This window comes from Jejuia pallidilutea, from assembly GCF_002973595.1.
Taxonomy (GTDB): Bacteria; Bacteroidota; Bacteroidia; order Flavobacteriales; family Flavobacteriaceae; genus Jejuia; species Jejuia pallidilutea.
This window is the reverse complement of record NZ_PVEO01000001.1, coordinates 534,244-554,963: the sequence shown is the minus strand read 5'-3', so window position 1 is coordinate 554,963 and position 20,720 is coordinate 534,244. Positions and strand designations below refer to the sequence as shown.

Here is a 20,720-nt window from a genome sequence, read left to right as displayed (position 1 = left end):
AAAAAGGTTTGCTGTTATGGCAAACCTTTTTTTATTTTAGTTGTTTATAAAATATAATAATATGAGCAAGTTAAAAATACAAGATGCAATAGATAGTAAGTTGATAGAACAACGTAAAGTGTTTTTGTGGGGGCAGGTAGATGATAAATCGGCTAAACACGTAATAGATAGGTTGTTGTATTTAGATGCCTTAGAAACTGCCGATATTCAATTGTATATCAATAGTCCTGGAGGTTACGTAACCTCTGGTTTTGCCATGTACGATTGTATACAGTCTCTAAAAAGCGATGTGTCAACAATATGCACAGGTTTGGCAGCCTCTATGGGATCTATTTTGTTGTCGGTTGGAGCCAAAGGTAAGCGTTTTATTCAGCCACATGCGCGAGTAATGATTCATCAACCAAGTGGTGGTGCACGTGGGCAAGCTAGCGATATTGAAATCACAGCACAAGAGATTTTAAAAACAAAAGAGTTGAGCGCGAAAATTTTAGCAGATAATTGTGGGCAGACTTTCGAAAAGGTGATGAAAGATTTTAACCGCGACCACTGGATGGGTGCAGAAGAATCTGTGGCCTATGGCATAGTGGACAAGGTGTTATAAGCAAAACCCCACATAACCTCCCTGAAGGGGAGGAACTCTTACTCTTATGAATTTACAAGCAGAACTAAATAAAGCCGAAGGTTTTAAAAACCTTGAATTACTTGCAAAACAAGTGGTTGAAGGGTTTATTGCTGGTATGCATAAGAGTCCGTTTCATGGGTTTTCTGCAGAATTTGCCGAACATAAAATTTATAACAGGGGCGAAAGTACACGACATATCGATTGGAAGTTGTATGCCAAAACAGATAAGCTCTACACAAAACGGTATGATGATGAAACCAATTTGCGGTGTCATATTATACTAGATAATAGTAGCTCCATGCACTATCCTAAATTAGAATCTTTTTCAATTAATAGCCTAAATAAAATAGGATTTTCAGTATTGGCTGCTGCATCTTTAATGCAAATTTTAAAAAAACAACGCGATGCCGTAGGTTTAAGTATCTACAGCGACAATTATGATTATTACGCGCCAGAAAAAGGAAGTGAGCGCCATCATCAAATGTTACTGAATCATTTGAGTGCTGCTGTAATATCCAAACCTTTAAATAAAGAAACAGAAACTTATAAGTATTTGCATGAAATAGCTGAAAAGATTCATAGGCGCTCTATGATTTTTTTGTTTACAGATATGTTTCAAACCTCTGAAGATGAGGTAAGGTTATTTGAAGCACTTAGACATTTAAAGTATAATAAACATGAAGTAGTCCTGTTTCATGTATTTGATAAAGAAAAAGAGATACAGTTTAATTTTGATAATAACCCCAAGCGCTTTATTGATGTAGAAACAGGAGAGCATATTAACCTTTATGCAGATACTATAAAGGCGAATTATAGTGAATCGGTAGCTTCTTATTTTGAAGCATTACGTTTAAAATGTGGCCAGTACAAGATAAAATATGTTGAAGCAGATATTAATAAAGATTTTAATTCTGTTTTAACAACATATATGGTAGAACGCCAAAAATTCAAATAAAATCTTTTAGTCATTTTAGGATAAATAATAGCAAAAAACTAATTAGCTTAAAATTTATTCAAAAAACTTAAAAAAACATTTGACATATAAAAAAAGGCGTGTATATTTGCAACCGCAATAACGCAACGGTCTGGTAGTTCAGCTGGTTAGAATATCTGCCTGTCACGCAGGGGGTCGCGGGTTCGAGTCCCGTCCAGACCGCAATCCCGATAGCTATCGGGAGTAAAAAAGCTCTGAGAAATTAGGGCTTTTTTAGTATTACGAAGTTGTGTTGTTCCCGAATTGCTCGGGAATGTAGTTTACCATCCCGTAGCTTCGGGAGGTAACCAATGGAAAGCTTTCCTTTTTTCTTAACAAGAAGATTGGGATGCTTTTTTGTTTAGCAGCAGTTTATAAAATTGTTTGTATAGCGAGTATTTTGTATATTTATGTTTATGAAAACAAAACAATTAATAGTGCTATCCGTTTTATTTATTTTTAGTACCCTTTCTTTATGCGCTCAGAATAAAAATAAAGACGCGGCAAGTAAAACCATAACAGGGTTGGTTAAAGATTTTAACAACACCCCTTTAAGCGGCGTTTACATATATGTAGATTCTGTTAAAACAAAAACACGTACCAACAGAAAGGGAGAATATAAATTAAAAATTCATCCTAATACTAAATTAATTACTGCCTACTCTCCTAACCACGGCATTCTAAGTTTGAGCTATTCTGGCGAGAAAAAAGTAAGTTTTGCTTTTTCAGATGAAGCTAAACCTCTAGATACTAAAGAATTATACGAAATGGGGTTTGGAAAACCATTGAGAAAAAGTAGTGGTAAAGTAGATTTTGAAGGTGTTAGAGGCTTAAACGGATTCAATAATATATACCAACTTATTGAAGGTGTTTTTGCTGGTGTTTCGGTTACAGGCACAAGTATTAACATTAGAGGAGCAACAACATCAACTACAAATGCAGGCAACTCAACCGAACCATTATTATTGGTTGACAATGTTCCTTTTTTAGATATTAGTAACATTATACCTTCTGAAGTGAAATCTATAGAAGTTATTAAAGGACCAAATGCCGCATATTATGGGGCAAGGGGCGTATATGGTGTTGTAAAAATTACTTTAAAAAATTAATTTATTTGATATTTTAAATTTATAGTTTTTCTTTACGCTATAAATATTGAATAAAATTTTTGCTTTACATTTCTAATATTAAAATTTAACGATTATCTTTTGTGAGGCAAATTTAATTAATGTATAACCCATATGGTAACCTTAAAACAACTTGCTAGAGAGTTAAATGTTTCTATTTCAACTGTTTCTAAAGCGCTAAACGATAGCGAGGAAATAGGTGAGGAAACAAGAAAACGAGTTAAGGAATTAGCTAAACTATATAATTACAAACCCAATAAGGTTGCGTTAAGCTTAAAACAAAATAAAACAAAAACCATAGGCGTAATTATTCCAGATATTCTTAATTACTTTTTATCTAAAGTGCTTTTTGGTATAGAACGAGAAGCGAACAAACATGGATATAATATTATGACATGTATATCTAACGAATCTTTAGAAAAAGAAAAAGAAAGTTTGCAACTTTTGGCCAATGGTAGTGTAGATGGTTTTATTTTAAGTATAGCCGAAGAAACCCAAACCAAAAACGAAATTAACCATTTTAAGGAAACCATAAAGGAAGGTTTACCTATAGTAATGTTCGATAGGGTAGCACACGATGTAAAATGCGATAAAGTTATTGTAGATAATTTTGAAGCTACTTATAATGCCACAAAAAGTCTTATGGCAGAAGGTAGAAAAACCATAGTTTTCATTAGTAATATAGATAATATTAGCGTAGGTAAATTAAGGGAACGCGGTTATAATAAAGCCATTTTAGAAGAAGGCCTAGAGCCAGAAGTTCTTAGAATTAAAAAAAATGAGGATGCCCAACAAAAAATTAAACGTCTTTACAAAAAGAAAGATAAGATTATTGATGGTGTTGTTGCTGCCGATAGTTCTTCTGGAGTAATAGCAATTAACATGGCCAGAAATTTTAAGCGTAAAGTGCCAAAAGATATTTCTGTTGTAGGGTTTTCAAGCAAATCCGCATCTTACCATTCTGTTCCTAAATTAACTAATATTCGGCAACATGCAAAAAAAATAGGGGCAAAAGCAGCCGAATTACTTATAAACCGTCTTGAAAACAAAACAGGAAACCTAGAAGAATACTCCACCAAAATCGTTAAAACTACCTTAGTAAAGAATAAGTCTACTTTATAATATTGTAAATTAACATTTTATAATACGCTTTTTTTTAAACACAGGATTGCCCATACATTACCGATAAACTATGTATTTCATCGATTAAAATTACATTTCATCGATTATTTTGTATTTGTTATGTCTGTTGAATGTAATTTAGCCATGCTTTAGAGCACTTTATCCCTCTGCTCAAATTAAAGCTTAATTAATCCTTTTTTTGACCCCCTCGGTCTAAATTCCCTCAAAATATAATAGCTCATTTGCTTTTATGCATTCGATTTTAATTAATTATTCCATTTTTTCCCTTCATCAACACTTTTGTGTTAAAGTATTGATGCCAAAAATGTAACACACAATAATTATTAATTAAAATTGAATATACATGAAAGCCCTAAAAATTACATTGATTTTAGCAGTATTATTTGCATCTTTAACCTCTTGTGTTAAACAAGATTTAAACGAAGATGATCTATTAGAAAACACAGAAATGGAACTACAAATGCCGCCAACAGGTGGAAATGGACATGATAACTAAAATCCATTAAACAAATTTAAAGCCCCCAAGGATTTAATTCTTGGGGTCTTTTTTTTAATTCGATAAATTATAAATACATTTGAGGTAAATGAACAATTACCTTGAATTTCAAAATTTTTTTCTTTGCGTTATTTATTTCTTGTAGCAGTTTATTTGCTCAAGACTTAGATATTCAAAAAAAAATAGATTCAGTACATAGTCAGATTTCTAAAATAAAGACATCAGATTCGTTAAATATTGCCAAACAGCATTATAGGGTAGGAAATTATTATCAAATTTCATTAATAAAAGATAGTGCATATTTTTATTATCAAAAAGCAGAAAAAGTATTTAGGCAATACAACTCACGATTTGAATTAGCTAGAACATTATTTGGAATAGCCGTACTTCAAACAAACGACAAAGATTATACTGGTAGCGAAGTAACTTTATTTGAAGCCATAGCGATACTTGATGAACTTGTACAAACCAACGAAGTAAGAAAGTATAAAGCATATATTTATAACAGCCTGGGTATAGTTTTTGACGAGTTAGATTTATTTGACGATGCAATAGAGTATTTAGAGAAATCGCTTTCCATAAAAAGAACACTTGAAGGTGATTTCGAAAGGAGTATTGGCTTAACTCTAAACAATATGCTTAAGGCTTACTGGCGTTCTGGTAAGTTTGATTTAGCTTTTGAAACATACAATATAATATATAACAACAAGAGTTTAATAAATAATTATCCAGAACTTCATGTGCTCGCTCTAGGTAATTATGCTTATGCCTTATTTCTTTCTAATAATCATGAAGAATTGCCTGGACTCTACCTCAGAGCATTAAAGATTAGTGATAGTATTGATGATACCTATAATTCAATTATTATTAATCAGCATCTAGCTGAATTCTACAAAGCGAAAAATAAAATAGATTCGGCCAAATATTATGCATACAAAGCAAAAGATATTTCTGAAAATTATGCTAACGACGATTTGTTGAAATCCTTATTACTGTTATCAAAAATAGAAGAGGGAGAAAAAGCTGCGGAGCATTTAAAAGCATACGTTGAGTTAAATGATAGCCTACAAAAAGCAGAACGAAAAATAAGAAATAAGTCGGCTAGAATTCGTTTTGAAACTCAACAAATAGAACAAGAAAATGTTAAGATTGCCAGAGAGCGTATGTGGCTTGCCATTATATCTATAACTTTACTTGTAGCTGGTTTATTTGTTTACATTATAATAACACAACGTGCCAAAAATAAAGAGTTACAATTTACCAAACAGCAACAAGAAGCCAACGAAGAAATATACAACCTAATGCTTGGTGAACACGAAAAGATAGAGGAAGCAAGAGCTTTTGAAAAGCAACGTATTTCACAAGAACTTCACGACGGTGTTTTGGGTAGGCTTTTTGGTACACGCCTAAGCTTAGATAGTTTAAATATGAGTAACTCTGTTGAAGCTATAAAAACACGCGAGCAGTATATAAACGAACTTAAAACCATTGAAGAGGATATAAGAAAAGTATCTCATGAATTAAATACCGATTTTGTATCGGGTTCTGGATTTGTAGACATCCTAAAGGCCATGGTAGAAACACAAACTGCCGTATACAAGTTAGAATATGATTTAAAACATGATGACGCTATACATTGGGATGGTGTTTCAAACAAATCCAAGATACATATTTACAGAATATTACAAGAAACCCTTCACAACATACATAAACATGCTAGTGCTACTTCTGTTTATATTAGCATAAAACTAGAAAATAATGTAATTTGCTTAACCGTAAAAGATAACGGTATTGGCTTTGATGTTGCCAAATCTAAATCTGGCATTGGTTTAAAAAATATGAATGCCAGAATTAAGGAGGTACATGGAAGTTTAAACATAAAATCTGAAAAAAACCAAGGAACAACAGTAAGAATAAAGGTCCCAACCAAATACCTGTAAACTTATGTCTAAGATTGAGAATATAAAAATACTAATGATAGACGATCATCCTATTATTATAGAAGGCTATCAAAACACATTACAATTTACAAAAAGAGATTATCAACAATTAAATATAGATATAGCCAACAACTGCGATGAGGCTATTGAATATATGGATGCGTCTGTAAAACTTAACGAACCTTATAATTTACTTTTTGTAGATATAAGCTTGCCACCTTCTACAGATGGCAGGATGAATTCTGGGGAAGATTTAGCGGAGTATGCCCGTAAAGTTTTACCAAATGCAAAAATTATTATTCTTACCATGTTTAACGAATCTTTTAGAATTCACAACATCATAAAAAATATAGATCCGGAAGGCTTCTTGATAAAAAGCGATTTAACGTCTAGTGAATTGGCAAGTGCTTTTCAAGCAGTATTAAATAATCCTCCCTTTTATAGCGGTACAGTAAATAGTTTTATTAGAAAATCTATAACTAGCGATATTGTAATCGATGATAAAAACAGAAAGATATTGTATTTGCTGTCCCAAGGTGTAAAAACAAAAAATTTAGCATCGCATTTAGACATTTCATTAAGTGCTGTTGAAAAAAGGAAAAAACAATTAAAAGAGCTTTTCGACATAGAGGATGGTCAAGACGAATCGTTGTTGAATATAGCACGAAAAAAAGGGTTTATTTAAAATAATAGTGTTTTAATTAATTATAAAAAGCACCTTTTTTAAAAACATTTTACTTTTTTATGCTCCGTAACCCTTGTTTTTACTGGGGTTTGTGAGTTACCCTCACTTCTGTTACGGTTTTTCCACAGCACAAAGACAATTGTAATAACTAACTTTGTACAGTCAACATATCAGATTAATTAATCCCTCGATTTTTTTTGTTGATAATAGCAATTTACAGGCCCTGTGGAGGTGAGAGACCCACAGGGCTTCTTCTTTTCATTAAATTTTAAAAAGAATATCGCTGTATTCAAATAGTTTTCCAATGTAAAGTCCAAGAAATATTATTGCTACAACAAACTTTAAAAATGTGGAGGTTAAGAAACCAATAAACGAACCAAATGCAGCTTTTACAGCAGTTTTAGAATCGTTTTTGTTTATTAACTCGCCAATTAACGCTCCAACAAATGGGCCTATGATGATACCACCAGGTATTGGCGCAATCAATCCGATAATTAATCCTACGGTTGTACCTATCATACCGTATCTAGAACCGCCAAAGCGTTTCGTGCCAATGGCAGGAATAATATAATCCAGTATCCAAATTAAGGCAGCTATGATGAATGTAACCACCAAAAAAGTAGTATGCATTGGTATAGCTTCAGTTAAATGAAGTATAAGTAAACCAACCCAACTAGTAATTGGTCCTGGCAACACAGGTAAAAAACTACCAAGAATACCAAGGAGCGTGAAAAATGCTCCAATAATAATTAAAATAATATCCATAAAATGTATTTGTTCTAGTGTTTAGACGCACATATAATAATATTGTTACATTTTAAACTAACAAATTAGTTTAAACTAAAATTTTAGTTATATTTGTTGAACTAAGTATTTAGTTGAATATGATTTAAACCGTAAAAAATGAAACAACTTACCAAAGCAGAAGAGGATATCATGCAAATTTTATGGCAACTTAAAAAGGCTAATGTTAAGGCAATTATTGATGAGTTACCAGAACCGAAACCAGCCTATAATACTGTTTCTACCATCGTTAGAATTTTAGAAAATAAGGGCTTTGTAAATTATGAGAAGCAAGGAAAAGGACATGTATATTTTCCACTAGTTGCAAAACAAGATTATAGTAACCAGTCTATAAATAAGTTAGTAGACAATTATTTTCAGGGTTCGTTTAAGAGTATGGTATCTTTTTTTGTAAAGAAAAACGATATGGATATTAAAGATTTAGAAGCTGTATTAAAGGAGATAAATAAAGAAGAGCAATTTAAAAATCAACAAAAAAAGACAGACTAATATAAGATTGAAATTAAAGTTGGCCATATCTTCAAATAAATTTCACATATAATTTTAAAAAATTGTACTTTTCAGTTTCAGAAGAAATCTATGAGGCAATTTGTTGTTATTGTTTTTGTTTTTACTATCATTTCATGTGAGTATTTCAACGTAAAAAAAACGTCTTCAGATGCTATTTTAAAAGAAGAGTTGCAAACGTTTAATTGGGATGATGTGGATACATATCCAACATTTACTGTATGCGATAGTTTAACTTCTAAAACCGATAAAAAAGACTGCTTTCAATACACCTTAACCTCAAACATTACGGCATACCTCCAAAAGCAAATGATTGTGGTTACCAAGGATGTTAACGACACCTTAGTTTTAAAAATGACTGTAACCAATACTGGAAAAATTAAACTTCTTGAAGCAAAAATGGATGCGCTTACACAACAGGAAATTCCCGAATTAGAGGCGCTATTGTTTAAAAGCTTAGATACGCTTCCAGAAATTTTTCCTGCTATAAAGCGCGGGCAACACGTAACTTCAGAATTTGAATTGCCCTTGATTATTAAAGTGAATTAGAATAGGATTTAGTTTTATAGTTTCCATAAAATTACCAATAATAATATAGCATGGTATGGTGTGGAAAAAAGGTTAACATTTTTATGTAAAGATGTTGCTAAAGTGCTTTTGGCAAACTATTTTTTAAAAGTACGTCCCTTCCATTGGTAGCCTTTAATAACAGAACGTAAAGCAACATAATTAGTAAGAAACGGATACAGGAAAAAACTAGTTAAAAAACTTTTGAAGGCACGCCGTTGATTAAAAAAAGCTGATGTTTTATAAAGCAGTAAAAAATCGATGTGTAATTTAATAACTAAAATATAAACCCAAATTTTAAGGTTAAAAAGGCCTAGTACCGCAAGAAAGGGGAGAAGAATTATTAAAAAATTGGTTAGAAAAACTATTAAGGCTGTTACTTTGCCAAACCAATTATTGTAGGCACTTGTTTTGGCTGCCCAACGCACACGTTGCTCTATAAGTTGTTGCCACGTATGCTGCGGTTTTGTAAAGACTATTGCTTTTTCACATTTTAGATAATAAACGTTGTTTGGGTACTTTTTTATAATTTTTTCTAGTAAAAAAATATCGTCACCACTAGCAATATTTGTATTGCCTTCAAATCCGTTTAGTGTATTAAAAACACTTTTGGTATACGCAAAATTTGCACCATTACATAAAAAGGGTCTTTTTAGTCCAAAACCACCAATGGTAGCTCCTTGAAGACTAAATAAATCTAGTAATTGAAACCTGCCTAAAAATGTACCATCTTCTATGTAAGTTACTGGTGCAACAATACAAGTAGGTTTTCTGTTCTGTATAAACTCATCAAAACTATCCAGCCAAAATTTTGGTACTATACAATCTGCATCTGTAGTAATAATCCATTCATATTTTGCAGCTTTTATTGCTGTGGTAATGGCATCCTTTTTTGGCGAGGTAGAGGTCTTTTTAGTTGTAATTAAAGATATATTGGTTTTAGTTATTTCTGTTGAAATAGTATCGATAAATTCTTTGATGATTTTTACCGAATCATCATCAGAATCATCATCAACTAAAATAATTTCAAATAACTGTTTAGTATAGTTTAGTGCTGTTATAGATTTTAATAATTGCGGTAAATTTTCAGCTTCATTTCTAAAAGGTACAACTACCGAAAACCTGGTTTTTGCTGCAACATCACTTAAATTAAACGGTTTTACTTTATCAAAACCAAAAGTAAAGGCGGCTATTACAGCTAAATATAGAATGGCGATGCTAATACTTAAAATTACCATATTAAATGTTTTTGGGGAGTTTAAATGTTATTACATAATAGCTTCCAAATATACTTGGGAGCACAAAATTAAATAGCCACATTACTGTAATACTGCTTAAAACTATAAGTTCGTTAATTTGTAAAAAAGAGAATAAATATACGGCAACGCTTCCTTTTATTACGACATCAAAAATAAAAATTGAAGGTATTATAGAGACCAATAAATACATAGAGGTAATTGCGGTTATAGCTTCTAAATACGAGAAATCTGCTTTAAAAAAATAAAGTAACAAAAAGAATTGGAACGAAAACACAATGTAGCGCGCTAGCGACAGCAAAAACCCTAAGTATAATTTTTGTTTTGGAAAATGGAATAAAAAGGCTCTTGTTTGTTTTGTAGAGCACCCCTTTATTTTAAAGCGATTTTGCAAAAATCCCAATAGAATTACCAGAACAACACAAAATACAACAATTAAAAATTGTGAAATTTTATTATAGTTTACACCTATATTGTGCTTCTGTAAAAAAACACTAAAGCCAATAATGCCAAAAATTGAAGTAATACTCATTTGTAGCATATTGCTTAATAAGTTTGTTAACATTATTTTTTTTCTTAAATGCGCAGTATAATACATAGCTTTTGCACCATATTCGCCAATTCGGTTTGGTGTAAATAATGATGCGGTGAGAGCTCCTAAACTTTGTTCTAAGGCATTTTTAAAGTTAATTTTTTTAATTTCAGATGCTAAATGCTGCCACTTTAAAGTTTCTAAAAACCAATTGAGAACAGATAAAACGACTAATAAAACGGTGTTTCTTAATGAAAAAACGCTGTTTTGTGAAGTAAATTGAATAAAACTACTAACATCTAAATCAGAATTATTAACTAGTTTATGGTAAATAAAAAAACCTGCACCAAGTACAATGCTTAATTTAATGAGCACAAAAAAGAATTGTTTAGTTTTGTATGGAAGCGCGTAATGCATAGTTTTTAGCAATGCAAATTAACCATTTAACTCCTTATGAACCCAAAAACAAACATGCTTAAATTAATAGTTATTTGGTATTGCAGTCTTCTAGGTTTATATTCGGCTGTAGCTCAAACAGATACAAGCACTTTAAAAGCACAAATTGCACTGGGAATTAATAGTCCTTCTAGTAACGGTTTTGTTCAGGGGTTTAAGGGAAAGTCGGTTAATTTTCCAACGGTAAGTTTAGGTTTACAATATATGTTTAAACCTGTTTTGGGCGCAAAGCTAGATTATGGTTTTAGTAGAATTTCTAACGAAGCGGCGTTTAACGATTTTAAATTAAACTACTCTCGCATTAATCTGCAGTTAGTATACGATGCATCGCGAATACTACCGCTTTCAAACCGAATAGGGACATTTTTACATGCAGGACCAGGTTTTACCATGGTTAATCCTTTGGGAAATTATGGAAATAATGATGTGTCGTTTTTAAATACAATGGGTGGCATAGAATTTCACTACGGTATTTCAGATCGTTTAACACTTTATCTGGACGGTTCTTACATTTTTGGTTTTGGAAAAGCGTTTAACCCTGTTTCAACTGGTTTTGGAGCGTTTAATGAAAATTTATTAACAGTAACCTTTGGTGCGTCTATTTCGCTCAGCGGTTGTTATTTTTGTGGCGATTAATGCAAAAAGAAAGAATTATTTTAGGTATAGATCCAGGTACAACTATTATGGGTTTCGGACTCATAAAAGTGGTGGGGAAAACCATGACGTTTATACAGTTAAATGAATTGGATCTAAAAAAATACAGCGACCATTATTTAAAACTAAAACTAATTTTTGAACGCACCATAGAACTTATCGATACGCACAACCCCGATGAAATTGCCATAGAAGCACCTTTTTACGGCAAAAACGTACAGAGTATGCTAAAGTTAGGAAGAGCGCAAGGTGTTGCCATGGCTGCGGGATTAAGCAGGGAAATTCCAATAACGGAATACCTTCCTAAAAAGATAAAAATGGCCATAACAGGAAACGGAAATGCCAGCAAAGAGCAAGTTGCCAAAATGTTGCAAAGTTTACTCGGGTTAAAAACATTGCCAAAAAACTTAGATGCTACTGATGGTTTAGCAGCAGCTGTTTGTCATTTTTATAACTCTGGTAGAATAGAGGTGGGTAAAAGTTACTCTGGTTGGGCTAGTTTTGTAAAACAAAACGAATCTCGAGTGAAAAAAGATTGATTTTGTTAACCGTTTAGTTGTCATTTCTGCAAAACAGAATCTCTTTAAATGATATTGTATTTATGAATAACATAGTATTTAGTTTAAAAAAATCAAAAAAATGAGTGTTGGTAAGAGTTGCTCTTCTTCGGGAAGGCTAGCAGATTCTTCGGGTATCTACATCCACATCCCGTTCTGTAAACAGGCTTGTTACTATTGCGATTTTCATTTTTCAACCTCATTGAAAAAGAGAGAAACACTTATACAATGTTTAGTTAAGGAACTTGAGCTAAGAAAAAGCGAACTTCAAAATAAAACTATAGCAACTATTTACTTTGGTGGCGGCACACCATCCTTATTATCGGTAGGGGAGTTACATATGTTAATTGATGCCGTTTATAAAAATTTTAAGGTTGTAGAAGATCCAGAAATTACGCTTGAGGCAAATCCAGACGATTTAACAAGCGCAACAATTAAGGCGTTATCAAATTCAAAAGTAAATCGTTTAAGCATTGGCGTTCAATCGTTTTTTGAACGCGATTTAAAACTCATGAATCGTGCCCATAACGCTACAGAAGCTAAAAATTGTTTGCTAGAAGCTACGCAATATTTTAAAAATATTTCGGTCGATTTAATTTATGGTATTCCTGGTTTAAGTAACAAGCAATGGGAGGAAAATATAAACATAGCGTTATCGTATAATATACCACATTTATCCTGTTATGCTTTAACGGTAGAGCCTAAAACAGCTTTAGAGTCTTTTATTAAAAAGGGCATTATAGAAAATGTAGACGACGATGCGGCTCAAGCACAATTTCAAATACTAGTTGAAATTTTAGAAAACAAAGGCTTTGTAAATTATGAGCTTTCTAATTTTGGCAAACCTAATTTTTTTAGTGCAAATAATTCAGCATACTGGCAAGGGAAACCATATTTGGGCATTGGGCCATCTGCCCACTCGTTTACTGGTGACCAACGCAGTTGGAATGTGTCTAATAACACAAAATACATAAAAAGTATTCAGCAAAATGTTCTCCCATTAGAAACAGAAACCCTTACTAAAACCGATAAGTTTAATGAGTATGTTATGACAGGGTTACGAACTATTTGGGGTGTTTCTTTAGACAAAGTTGAAACAGATTTTGGATTGAATTACAAAAAATATCTTTTGGAGCAAGCTGAAATTTTTATAAATCAACATTTATTGTATATTGATGGTAACACATTATTAATCACTAAAAAAGGCAAATTTTTAAGTGATGGTATCGCATCTAGCCTTTTTAAAATTAATTTATCTTGATTGCAACAATACAATACAATTCCAGAAAGTTACAGATAGATTTATCGCAACCTTTAGATATATCAATGCCGTTAAGAGCATCAACAAACAATGTAAATGCTTGGTATGTTGATGCGCCTAAAATTGAGCCCGTAAAAGAAGGCGATTGGGTGGCAACGGTAAAAGATGGTGCCTGTATAAATTTTAATAACATTATGTTTAATCCGCATGCACATGGTACACATACCGAATGCGTTGGGCATATTACAGAAAAAGTACATTCCATAAACCAAAATTTAAAACAGTTTTTCTTTTTAGCTGAGGTAATAACGGTTGCACCAGAAAAGCTCAAAGGCGATTTTGTGATTTCTAAAAAACAAATTCAGTTTGCCTTAGGAAACAAAAAGCGCGACGCTGTTGTAATACGTACCATTCCCAATACAAAGGAAAAATTATCAAAACAATATTCTAACACCAACCCAACATATTTGTTAGAAGAAGCTACAGAATATTTAAGACAAAAAAACATTAAGCATTTGTTAATAGACTTGCCCAGTGTAGATAAGGAAAAAGACGAATGCCAACTATTGTCGCATAATGCATTTTGGAATACCAAAGGCAAGTTAAGGATGGACGCCACTATAACAGAGTTTATTTATGTGCCAAATGCTGTTGAAGATGGTGAGTATTTTTTAAATTTACAAATAGCACCCTTTGAAAACGATGCAGCGCCAAGTAAACCTATCTTATATAAAATAATTGAATAAATGGAGGTGTTTATTGCAATAATTATTACCGTTTTAGTAACGCTTGCTGTAGTTACCATTGTAAAATCTATAAAGAATAAACAATTGGTAAATACACAATCTACCATTTTATTAAACAAGATTAAAAAAGTGTGCAAGTTTATTACCGTTGAAGGCGATTTTGCTGAAATTTACCATTATGAAGATGTAAAACAGCGGTTTTTAAAATTAATTTCCAGTAGAAAAAAAGCACTGGTAATTATTAACGCAAAGGCTCATGTGGGATACGATTTGTCTAAAATAAAATTAAAGGCAGATAATTATAAAAAGAAAATTATTTTAGAGCATTTTCCGCAGCCCGAAGTATTATCCATCGAAACAAACTTGAATTATTATGATAAATCCGATGGTTATTTTAATAGATTTGAAGCAAACGATTTAACCGATTTGCACAACGAGGCTAAAGTACATATAAGAGCTAAAATTCCTGAAAGTGGATTAATTGAAATAGCACAACAAGAAGTTTTAGAAACAATTTTATTAATAGAAACCATAGTTGAAACTATTGGCTGGACTTTAGATTATACTGCTTTAAAAATTGAAGCTGAAGATATAAAGTTGGTGGAATAAGAACGTGTTTTTTGGTGGATGTGTTCGCGTTAGGGATTGAACGGCATGTTTGAAATCCCCGACGTAGGAGGGATTGAGTAGTGAAAGCCCGACCACGCCCAAAGCGTGGTAACGCCCAAAAAAAATTAACAGCGAACAATGAACATAGAACAAATAAGGGCCTACTGCTTGAGTAAAAAAGGAACATCAGAGAGTTTTCCTTTTGATGAAAGCACGTTGGTTTTTAAAGTATTAAATAAAATGTTCCTCTTAGCACATTTAAGTTTATGGGATAAAGGAGAAGCTACCATTACCCTTAAATGCGATCCGGACTACACCATGGAGCTTCGTGCTACTTACCAAAGTATTTATGCAGGCCCTTATGTGAGTAACAAACATTGGAACACTATATGTATTTATAAAGGCGAACTAAAACCTGAATTTATTAAAGATCTTATAGACCATTCTTACAATATGGTAGTAAAAGGTATGACCAAAAAGATGCAGGAACAATTGAAAAATATATCCAATTTTTAATCTTAAAAAAACCTATTATTGCAATAGCAAACCAATTTTAATGAGCGTACTACAAACTTTAAAAGATAGAAGTAACACTACTTGCGAATTATGCGGGTCTACAAAGAATTTAGCACAATATACTATTCCGCCATCTTTAAACGATAGTGTGGATAATGCTATTTTGGTATGTAAAACCTGTTTAGATCAAATAAATGGCGATGAAGACATGAAACCTAACCATTGGCGTTGTTTAAACGATAGCATGTGGAGTGAGCATGTTGCTGTACAAATTATGGCATGGCGAATGCTGCAAAGACTTCGTAACGAAGGGTGGCCAAAAGATTTGTTAGATATGATGTATTTAGATGATGATGCTTTGGCTTTAGCTAGGGCAACAGGAGAGGACAAAGACGAGAGCGAAAGAATTATTCATCGTGATACTAATGGCGTTATTTTAGAAAATGGAGATGCCGTAGTGTTGGTTAAAGATCTTAAAGTAAAAGGGTCTAGCATGGTAGCAAAACAAGGTACAGCAGTCCGTAATATTCGTTTAGACCCTGAGAATGCAGATTATATTGAAGGTAAAGTTGGTGGACAACAAATTGTTATTATTACAGCCTATGTTAAGAAAACCTAACTAAGGGTCTTTCTTATTAAAAAAACCAAGACCTAACGGAAACATAAATACTAAAAATAAATACTTACCTGTTACCAAACCATTAATGGTTATGGCCGCCAGAATTATCATGAGTATTACTTTATAACTGTATTTCATATTACAAAAATAATCGACTCGTTTTAATGTTGAAAATTAAAATTTGAGTTCAATTACAGCAACAAACACAATACCCTTTTTTCTAATAAAATTAATTAACGTATATATTCGCGACATAAACAAAAATGGCTAAAAACTATACCGAAGTGTCAGCAATAATTTTCCATTCGCCATTAATCTTTTTAAATACTAGCATAAAAATGCCATCTGCATTACCAATATCGCGCTTAATGTGATACTCACCCAAAACATAGTAGGCATCTGGTGCAATGTTATTTACAGCGTTTATTTTAAAACTTAACTTGCCGGTATAGGCTGCGGTTGGGTAGTAGGTTAAATAGTGGTCTAAAGTATTTTCCCAACCATAGGTAACACCTTTATTGCCATAAAATGCTAGAGCATCATTTTTCCAATAGCCTTCCATGTAGCCTTCAATATCGTTATTAGACCAAGCAATGCGTTGTTGTTTCAGTACTTTATTAATAGCTTTAACATCGGCGTCTTTATTGGCCTGGGCATAGGTAAGGCTAAATGATAAAAGAAAAAAAAGTATAGAAAATGTTCTCATAATCGCTATGTTTTTCAAAAGTGTTATTGGTAAAAGTAATAAAAAAATCATGTCAAAAATGTTAGTCATCGATGAAATTGACATCACTAAGACGTTCAACCTAAGTAAAAATCTATTTATCGAAAAATAAAAGGTTTTTTGTTTTTACTAACTATATTTACATCATTACCAGACGATTAATAGCCCAAATTTATTGTTGAATTAAAAATTTATGTATTATGGAATTAAGAATTACCAGTTGCAATAATTTCTTCAAATTAAAAGGAACGCTAAATAAAAGTAATGTTGAAGTGTTTCAGAAAGAATTTAAAAAAGCTTTTAAAACATTTAAAGTACTTACTATTAGTGTAGAGGCTCTAGAAAGTGTAGATAGACATGGCGTTAATGCTCTTGCAGACTTACATGCGCAATCTATTAAAAACAACATTCAACTGTCTATTGTGGGCTTAGGTTGTAAAGAACTTTACGATCATTTTAAAACATACGAAGCAGCGTAACCTGCTGCTAATTATTATTAGCTTTTTTTAGTAAATACTTATGTAACAAAACATGCTTGGTGTTTTATTGCGTAAGAAATTTAAAATATTTTACTATATTTATTGCGAAATAAATCGATTAAACCCCAAATTTATCGGTGTAAACAATTTATGATATGGATTTAAATATAATTTCTTGTAATAATTTTATTAAATTAAAAGGTGTACTTAACAAAAATAATGTAGGCATATTTCAAGCTGAATTGTTAAAAGCATACAAAAAGTATAATGCGCTAACTATTAGTATTGAAGAGTTGCAAACCGTAGATCGCTTTGGTGTAAATGCGCTTGCAGATTTTCATACAAAATCTTTAAGGGATAATAAAGAATTATCTATTGTGGGTTTGGGCTGTAAAGCGCTTTACGAGCATTTTAAAGCCAACGAAGCAATGGCATAATTTATAAAATAGATTTCTGTTTTTTATAAAAAGCGTCGGCTTGCATTTGTAATAATTCGCGAGCCTTTTTGCTTTTATAAGCGTACAGTTCTTCGTTGTTTTCTATATTGGAGTACACATTATCGTTAAGAGTGTTTTCTGTATTAAGTAAAGCTGCTCTTTGGTGTTTGTTTTGAAGCATTAAATTTTTAACGGTATCTTCCTCGTCCTCCAATTTAAAATCATAAACGCCTTTAGGTGATATTAATTTTGCAAATATTGGAGCGGTTTCTACAGCTAAAAACAATAAGAATATAAAAAACGATGGCAACCATGGCAATTTGTTTAAGGCATTTATGCGGGCCATTAATCCATCAAAGTTATTAATTATAGGTTGGGTATTCACTACTTGTGTATTGTAATCGCCTTGTAATTCGGCAATTTTGGTTTCCGCAGCAAGAATTTTTGCTTTGTTTTCGGTTTTAAGTATTTGCAAATCAGCCAATGCCGCATCGTGTTTTTCGCGTTTTTCTTTGTAAACTGGGCCTTTTCCTAGAAGTTTTGTGCCAGCAGTTCCTTCGGCTTCAGAAATATAGGTGTTGTATAAATTATTTACTTCATTTTCTTTGGAAGTAATTTCGTTTTGTAAGTTGTTTATTTGTGTGTTTAATACTTCTATTTCTGGTGTAAATTGTTCAGCTAATTGTGCTTTATTATTTAGCGTCATTGCATTTTTTTCTTCAAGTAATACCTGATTAATTTCTTTTTCAAAGATTTTTAATTCTAAGGGTTTTGCAATAACAATAGCAATAATTACAGCTAAAATAATTCGTGGAGTTGCTTGAATAAATTCATCTAAAGCATTACCTGTTTTTTTTAAAGTAGAAACAATATAACGGTCTAGATTGAATATTAATAACCCCCAAATTAAGCCGAAAAATATGGCAGCAAATAAGTTGTTAAAAACAGTGTAAAGTGCATAACCAGCAGCAATAAAAGCCATAACGGCTGTAAAGAAAACGGTTGCGCCAATACCTGCATATTTATTTTGTTCTCCAGATGAACAATTTTCTAGAATAGTGGAGTCTGCCCCAGAGCAAATGATAAAAAATCGCTTTAACATACTAAGTTTGTTTTTTGATTGATTGACTATTAGAACGTTAAAGCTGGTGTTTTGTTACAATATTCAGGAAAAAATCAGTTTGTTTTAGACCGAATACTTTCTATAATCACCGTTCCAAGGATGAGTGTTCCGCCAATATAGGTGTTGATTGATGGAGATTCATTTAAGAATAAAAAAGCAATTATAATCCCAAAAATGGGTTGTGCTGTTCCAATAATGCTTGCTGTACTAACAGAAAAATGTTTTAAACTCATTATAAATAACGTGTGGCCAATAGCCGTTGTAATAAGAGCCAGAATTATCAAGTTTGGAAGCTGTTCTGTAGTGTTCACAGTATCCATCAAGAAAATTACTGGAATGAGCAGAATGGTTAGAAATAGGGTCTGATAGGTCATTAAGGTCGAACCATGATAATTTGAAACATATGGTTTTAACATTAAATTTCTAAGAGCATAACAAACCGCCGAAAAAACGCCAAAAAGAATGCCTTTCACATAAGTGTTTTTAAAATCAAAATCTGGTGCTAAAATGTAAATTCCAGCTAGTACTATTATTCCGAGAATAACATGTGTTGAGCTGAGCTTGGTTTTGCTGAATAGGGGTTCTAAAAATGCAGTTATAACCGGAAATGTAAATAGAGATAACATTCCCAAAGCAACATTAGAGAGTTTTAAGGCATAGAAATAAGATATCCAACTAATGCCTAAAAGTATAGTGCTTAAAAGGATTGTGATAAGGTCTCTCCTATATTTAATCTTTAAATCTATTTTTTTAATTTTACAAAAAAGAAAAAGAAATAGGGCACTCAATGATGAACGCCACCAAGTTATAACAGGTATAGGTAGGTTTATGAATTTACCTAAAGACCCAGAAGTACTAATTAAAAGTGCAGCGAATAAAAGCGTTGCAAGACTAGAGGTGTATCTTTTTCTCATATAGGGTTCTTAGTGATTAATTGTATTCAAGCCTTTTAAAGCATGGTATTTGCGGTTTTTAAAACATCATTTTTGTTAAGCTGAATCTGCACTTATTTAGGGGGATTTAAGAAGTTCAATAAGCTCCTCTAAAAACCGTTGTTTATTTTCTTCAATGTAAAATTTAATGGTATCCAAAAATAAAATTCAAAGTTATTTTGAGTCTTCTTCTTTGTGTTGTTAAAGCTGTAAAATTACTATTAAATAGTTTTAAAATCTATTTTTTATATGAATACAGAAAATATATTTTTATATTTGAAAAATACAGTGATTTTGAACTATTTTGTATTTTGAGACTGTATGAATTCAGAAAAAAAATCTTGTATGGATAAAATCGACAGAAAAATATTAATGGAACTTCAAAAGAATGCTAAACAAAACACTAAGGAAATTGCCAGTAAAGTTGGATTAAGCGTTACACCAACCTATGAGCGGATTAGGAAATTAGAACAACAACAGGTTATAAAATCTCATGTTGTTCTTCTCGATAGAGATAAAATTGGAAAACATGTTTTGGCATATTGCCAAGTTTCTTTACTGAAGCATCAAAAAGAACTATTAGATAACTTCAAAGAGCAAAGTTGCTTGCTTTCTGAAATAATGGAGTGTCATCATGTTTCAGGAAATTTTGATTTTCTATTAAAAGTTGTGGTAGGGAATATTTCTGAATTTCATCATTTCATCAATGAAAAACTATCTGTTGTTGATGGTATTGCAACAATACAAAGCTCATTTGTTGTGGATCCTGTAAAGGAAAATTCTATTTTTTGTTTGTGATTACTCTTGAGACCTAATTTTTCTTTTGTCTGTCGATAGCGTAAAGATCAACTTCCATTTTAATGGAGTTTATCGATTGTCAAATGAGGGCGGTAGAAAAATATCATAAAATTAAATTAAGAAGTATAAAAATAAAAACCTGAAGACTGTCTTTTGA

Annotated in this window: 25 protein-coding genes and 1 tRNA gene; 20 read left to right on the top strand and 6 right to left on the bottom strand. The window is 32.0% G+C overall.

Annotated elements, in window-relative coordinates; all coding sequences use genetic code 11:
- The first annotated feature begins 61 nt into the window (after positions 1-61).
- The 8 genes from CLV33_RS02420 to CLV33_RS02390 all read left to right on the top strand — a co-directional run bounded on the left by CLV33_RS02420 (position 62) and on the right by CLV33_RS02390 (position 6,986).
- Positions 62-601 (top strand): ClpP family protease, encoded by a 540-nt coding sequence (locus tag CLV33_RS02420; RefSeq protein WP_105472563.1) that lies wholly within the window; start codon positions 62-64, stop codon positions 599-601.
- A gap of 46 nt (positions 602-647) precedes the next feature.
- The gene (locus tag CLV33_RS02415) at positions 648-1,577 is read left to right on the top strand and encodes a DUF58 domain-containing protein (protein WP_105472562.1); all 930 of its coding nucleotides are present in this window, start codon (positions 648-650) and stop codon (positions 1,575-1,577) included.
- A 127-nt stretch (positions 1,578-1,704) separates the two neighbouring features.
- A tRNA-Asp gene (locus tag CLV33_RS02410) sits at positions 1,705-1,778 on the top strand.
- A gap of 233 nt (positions 1,779-2,011) precedes the next feature.
- Complete coding sequence (locus CLV33_RS02405; RefSeq protein WP_170063964.1) at positions 2,012-2,704, top strand: TonB-dependent receptor plug domain-containing protein; 693 nt, start codon at positions 2,012-2,014, stop codon at positions 2,702-2,704.
- Positions 2,705-2,836: 132 nt separating this feature from the next.
- Entirely contained in the window at positions 2,837-3,844 is a 1,008-nt protein-coding gene (locus tag CLV33_RS02400; RefSeq protein WP_105472560.1) for a LacI family DNA-binding transcriptional regulator, read from the top strand.
- A 364-nt stretch (positions 3,845-4,208) separates the two neighbouring features.
- Entirely contained in the window at positions 4,209-4,361 is a 153-nt protein-coding gene (locus CLV33_RS17480; protein WP_153802224.1) for a hypothetical protein, read from the top strand.
- 101 nt (positions 4,362-4,462) lie between these two features.
- The gene (locus tag CLV33_RS02395; RefSeq protein WP_105472559.1) at positions 4,463-6,301 is read left to right on the top strand and encodes a tetratricopeptide repeat-containing sensor histidine kinase; all 1,839 of its coding nucleotides are present in this window, start codon (positions 4,463-4,465) and stop codon (positions 6,299-6,301) included.
- Between the two features lie 4 nt (positions 6,302-6,305).
- On the top strand, positions 6,306-6,986 hold the full coding sequence (locus CLV33_RS02390) for a response regulator (protein ID WP_244906370.1): 681 nt from the start codon (positions 6,306-6,308) through the stop codon (positions 6,984-6,986).
- A 261-nt stretch (positions 6,987-7,247) separates the two neighbouring features.
- On the opposite strand, the gene CLV33_RS02385 is transcribed toward CLV33_RS02390, so the two are convergent.
- Positions 7,248-7,751, bottom strand: coding sequence for a DUF456 domain-containing protein (locus CLV33_RS02385; protein WP_105472557.1), 504 nt, complete (start codon positions 7,749-7,751; stop codon positions 7,248-7,250).
- Between the two features lie 138 nt (positions 7,752-7,889).
- Between CLV33_RS02385 and CLV33_RS02380 the strand changes: the two genes are divergently transcribed.
- Both CLV33_RS02380 and CLV33_RS02375 read left to right on the top strand, forming a co-directional pair.
- On the top strand, positions 7,890-8,279 hold the full coding sequence (locus CLV33_RS02380; RefSeq protein ID WP_105472556.1) for a BlaI/MecI/CopY family transcriptional regulator: 390 nt from the start codon (positions 7,890-7,892) through the stop codon (positions 8,277-8,279).
- A 90-nt stretch (positions 8,280-8,369) separates the two neighbouring features.
- On the top strand, positions 8,370-8,846 hold the full coding sequence (locus tag CLV33_RS02375; protein ID WP_105472555.1) for a hypothetical protein: 477 nt from the start codon (positions 8,370-8,372) through the stop codon (positions 8,844-8,846).
- A 116-nt stretch (positions 8,847-8,962) separates the two neighbouring features.
- On the opposite strand, the gene CLV33_RS02370 is transcribed toward CLV33_RS02375, so the two are convergent.
- Both CLV33_RS02370 and CLV33_RS02365 read right to left on the bottom strand, forming a co-directional pair.
- Entirely contained in the window at positions 8,963-10,102 is a 1,140-nt protein-coding gene (locus CLV33_RS02370; protein ID WP_105472554.1) for a glycosyltransferase, read from the bottom strand.
- Position 10,103: 1 nt separating this feature from the next.
- On the bottom strand, positions 10,104-11,069 hold the full coding sequence (locus tag CLV33_RS02365) for a lysylphosphatidylglycerol synthase domain-containing protein (protein WP_105472553.1): 966 nt from the start codon (positions 11,067-11,069) through the stop codon (positions 10,104-10,106).
- A gap of 54 nt (positions 11,070-11,123) precedes the next feature.
- Between CLV33_RS02365 and CLV33_RS02360 the strand changes: the two genes are divergently transcribed.
- From CLV33_RS02360 to CLV33_RS02330, 7 genes are all read left to right on the top strand, one after another.
- Positions 11,124-11,744 (top strand): outer membrane beta-barrel protein, encoded by a 621-nt coding sequence (locus tag CLV33_RS02360; RefSeq protein ID WP_244906369.1) that lies wholly within the window; start codon positions 11,124-11,126, stop codon positions 11,742-11,744.
- A complete protein-coding gene (gene ruvC, locus CLV33_RS02355; protein WP_105472551.1) occupies positions 11,744-12,301 on the top strand; it encodes a crossover junction endodeoxyribonuclease RuvC in 558 nt (185 codons plus the stop codon). Before CLV33_RS02360 ends, ruvC begins: the two co-directional genes overlap by 1 nt.
- A 100-nt stretch (positions 12,302-12,401) precedes the next feature.
- On the top strand, positions 12,402-13,580 hold the full coding sequence (hemW, locus tag CLV33_RS02350; protein ID WP_105472550.1) for a radical SAM family heme chaperone HemW: 1,179 nt from the start codon (positions 12,402-12,404) through the stop codon (positions 13,578-13,580).
- Positions 13,577-14,326 carry a cyclase family protein gene (locus CLV33_RS02345; protein ID WP_105472549.1) on the top strand — a complete coding sequence of 250 codons (750 nt, stop codon included), beginning with the start codon at positions 13,577-13,579 and terminating at the stop codon, positions 14,324-14,326. Before hemW ends, CLV33_RS02345 begins: the two co-directional genes overlap by 4 nt.
- Positions 14,327-14,935 carry a DUF4230 domain-containing protein gene (locus CLV33_RS02340; protein ID WP_105472548.1) on the top strand — a complete coding sequence of 203 codons (609 nt, stop codon included), beginning with the start codon at positions 14,327-14,329 and terminating at the stop codon, positions 14,933-14,935.
- A 138-nt stretch (positions 14,936-15,073) separates the two neighbouring features.
- Positions 15,074-15,451 carry an MmcQ/YjbR family DNA-binding protein gene (locus tag CLV33_RS02335; RefSeq protein ID WP_105472547.1) on the top strand — a complete coding sequence of 126 codons (378 nt, stop codon included), beginning with the start codon at positions 15,074-15,076 and terminating at the stop codon, positions 15,449-15,451.
- Positions 15,452-15,491: 40 nt separating this feature from the next.
- Positions 15,492-16,070, top strand: a complete 579-nt coding sequence (locus tag CLV33_RS02330) for a PhnA domain-containing protein (RefSeq protein WP_042242874.1) — start codon at positions 15,492-15,494, stop codon at positions 16,068-16,070.
- 274 nt (positions 16,071-16,344) lie between these two features.
- Here CLV33_RS02330 and CLV33_RS02325 read toward each other — a convergent pair whose 3' ends face one another.
- A complete protein-coding gene (locus tag CLV33_RS02325; RefSeq protein ID WP_105472739.1) occupies positions 16,345-16,776 on the bottom strand; it encodes a YybH family protein in 432 nt (143 codons plus the stop codon).
- A gap of 218 nt (positions 16,777-16,994) precedes the next feature.
- Between CLV33_RS02325 and CLV33_RS02320 the strand changes: the two genes are divergently transcribed.
- Both CLV33_RS02320 and CLV33_RS02315 read left to right on the top strand, forming a co-directional pair.
- The gene (locus tag CLV33_RS02320) at positions 16,995-17,273 is read left to right on the top strand and encodes an STAS domain-containing protein (RefSeq protein ID WP_105472546.1); all 279 of its coding nucleotides are present in this window, start codon (positions 16,995-16,997) and stop codon (positions 17,271-17,273) included.
- Positions 17,274-17,428: 155 nt separating this feature from the next.
- On the top strand, positions 17,429-17,710 hold the full coding sequence (locus CLV33_RS02315; protein ID WP_105472545.1) for an anti-sigma factor antagonist: 282 nt from the start codon (positions 17,429-17,431) through the stop codon (positions 17,708-17,710).
- A gap of 1 nt (position 17,711) precedes the next feature.
- On the opposite strand, the gene CLV33_RS02310 is transcribed toward CLV33_RS02315, so the two are convergent.
- Entirely contained in the window at positions 17,712-18,812 is a 1,101-nt protein-coding gene (locus CLV33_RS02310; protein WP_105472544.1) for a DUF4407 domain-containing protein, read from the bottom strand.
- Positions 18,813-18,886: 74 nt separating this feature from the next.
- Positions 18,887-19,747 carry a DMT family transporter gene (locus CLV33_RS02305; RefSeq protein ID WP_105472543.1) on the bottom strand — a complete coding sequence of 287 codons (861 nt, stop codon included), beginning with the start codon at positions 19,745-19,747 and terminating at the stop codon, positions 18,887-18,889.
- A gap of 363 nt (positions 19,748-20,110) precedes the next feature.
- On the opposite strand from CLV33_RS02305, the gene CLV33_RS02300 reads away from it, so the two are divergent.
- Positions 20,111-20,563 (top strand): Lrp/AsnC family transcriptional regulator, encoded by a 453-nt coding sequence (locus CLV33_RS02300; RefSeq protein ID WP_105472738.1) that lies wholly within the window; start codon positions 20,111-20,113, stop codon positions 20,561-20,563.
- Positions 20,564-20,720 lie beyond the last annotated feature (157 nt).

Bases quoted from the DNA above. Each gene is read 5' to 3' on its own strand.
- CLV33_RS17480 (WP_153802224.1), top strand. From the start codon at position 4,209: ATGAAAGCCCTAAAAATTACATTGATTTTAGCAGTATTATTTGCATCT.
- CLV33_RS02385 (WP_105472557.1), bottom strand. From the start codon at position 7,751: ATGGATATTATTTTAATTATTATTGGAGCATTTTTCACGCTCCTTGGT.
- ruvC (WP_105472551.1), top strand. From the start codon at position 11,744: ATGCAAAAAGAAAGAATTATTTTAGGTATAGATCCAGGTACAACTATT.
- CLV33_RS02300 (WP_105472738.1), top strand. From the start codon at position 20,111: ATGGATAAAATCGACAGAAAAATATTAATGGAACTTCAAAAGAATGCT.
- CLV33_RS02375 (WP_105472555.1), top strand. From the start codon at position 8,370: ATGAGGCAATTTGTTGTTATTGTTTTTGTTTTTACTATCATTTCATGT.
- CLV33_RS02315 (WP_105472545.1), top strand. From the start codon at position 17,429: ATGGATTTAAATATAATTTCTTGTAATAATTTTATTAAATTAAAAGGT.
- CLV33_RS02420 (WP_105472563.1), top strand. From the start codon at position 62: ATGAGCAAGTTAAAAATACAAGATGCAATAGATAGTAAGTTGATAGAA.
- CLV33_RS02415 (WP_105472562.1), top strand. From the start codon at position 648: ATGAATTTACAAGCAGAACTAAATAAAGCCGAAGGTTTTAAAAACCTT.
- CLV33_RS02405 (WP_170063964.1), top strand. From the start codon at position 2,012: ATGAAAACAAAACAATTAATAGTGCTATCCGTTTTATTTATTTTTAGT.
- CLV33_RS02360 (WP_244906369.1), top strand. From the start codon at position 11,124: ATGCTTAAATTAATAGTTATTTGGTATTGCAGTCTTCTAGGTTTATAT.
- CLV33_RS02380 (WP_105472556.1), top strand. From the start codon at position 7,890: ATGAAACAACTTACCAAAGCAGAAGAGGATATCATGCAAATTTTATGG.
- CLV33_RS02340 (WP_105472548.1), top strand. From the start codon at position 14,327: ATGGAGGTGTTTATTGCAATAATTATTACCGTTTTAGTAACGCTTGCT.
- CLV33_RS02370 (WP_105472554.1), bottom strand. From the start codon at position 10,102: ATGGTAATTTTAAGTATTAGCATCGCCATTCTATATTTAGCTGTAATA.
- CLV33_RS02335 (WP_105472547.1), top strand. From the start codon at position 15,074: ATGAACATAGAACAAATAAGGGCCTACTGCTTGAGTAAAAAAGGAACA.
- CLV33_RS02330 (WP_042242874.1), top strand. From the start codon at position 15,492: ATGAGCGTACTACAAACTTTAAAAGATAGAAGTAACACTACTTGCGAA.
- CLV33_RS02310 (WP_105472544.1), bottom strand. From the start codon at position 18,812: ATGTTAAAGCGATTTTTTATCATTTGCTCTGGGGCAGACTCCACTATT.
- CLV33_RS02325 (WP_105472739.1), bottom strand. From the start codon at position 16,776: ATGAGAACATTTTCTATACTTTTTTTTCTTTTATCATTTAGCCTTACC.
- CLV33_RS02365 (WP_105472553.1), bottom strand. From the start codon at position 11,069: ATGCATTACGCGCTTCCATACAAAACTAAACAATTCTTTTTTGTGCTC.
- CLV33_RS02305 (WP_105472543.1), bottom strand. From the start codon at position 19,747: ATGAGAAAAAGATACACCTCTAGTCTTGCAACGCTTTTATTCGCTGCA.
- CLV33_RS02320 (WP_105472546.1), top strand. From the start codon at position 16,995: ATGGAATTAAGAATTACCAGTTGCAATAATTTCTTCAAATTAAAAGGA.
- CLV33_RS02400 (WP_105472560.1), top strand. From the start codon at position 2,837: ATGGTAACCTTAAAACAACTTGCTAGAGAGTTAAATGTTTCTATTTCA.
- hemW (WP_105472550.1), top strand. From the start codon at position 12,402: ATGAGTGTTGGTAAGAGTTGCTCTTCTTCGGGAAGGCTAGCAGATTCT.
- CLV33_RS02390 (WP_244906370.1), top strand. From the start codon at position 6,306: ATGTCTAAGATTGAGAATATAAAAATACTAATGATAGACGATCATCCT.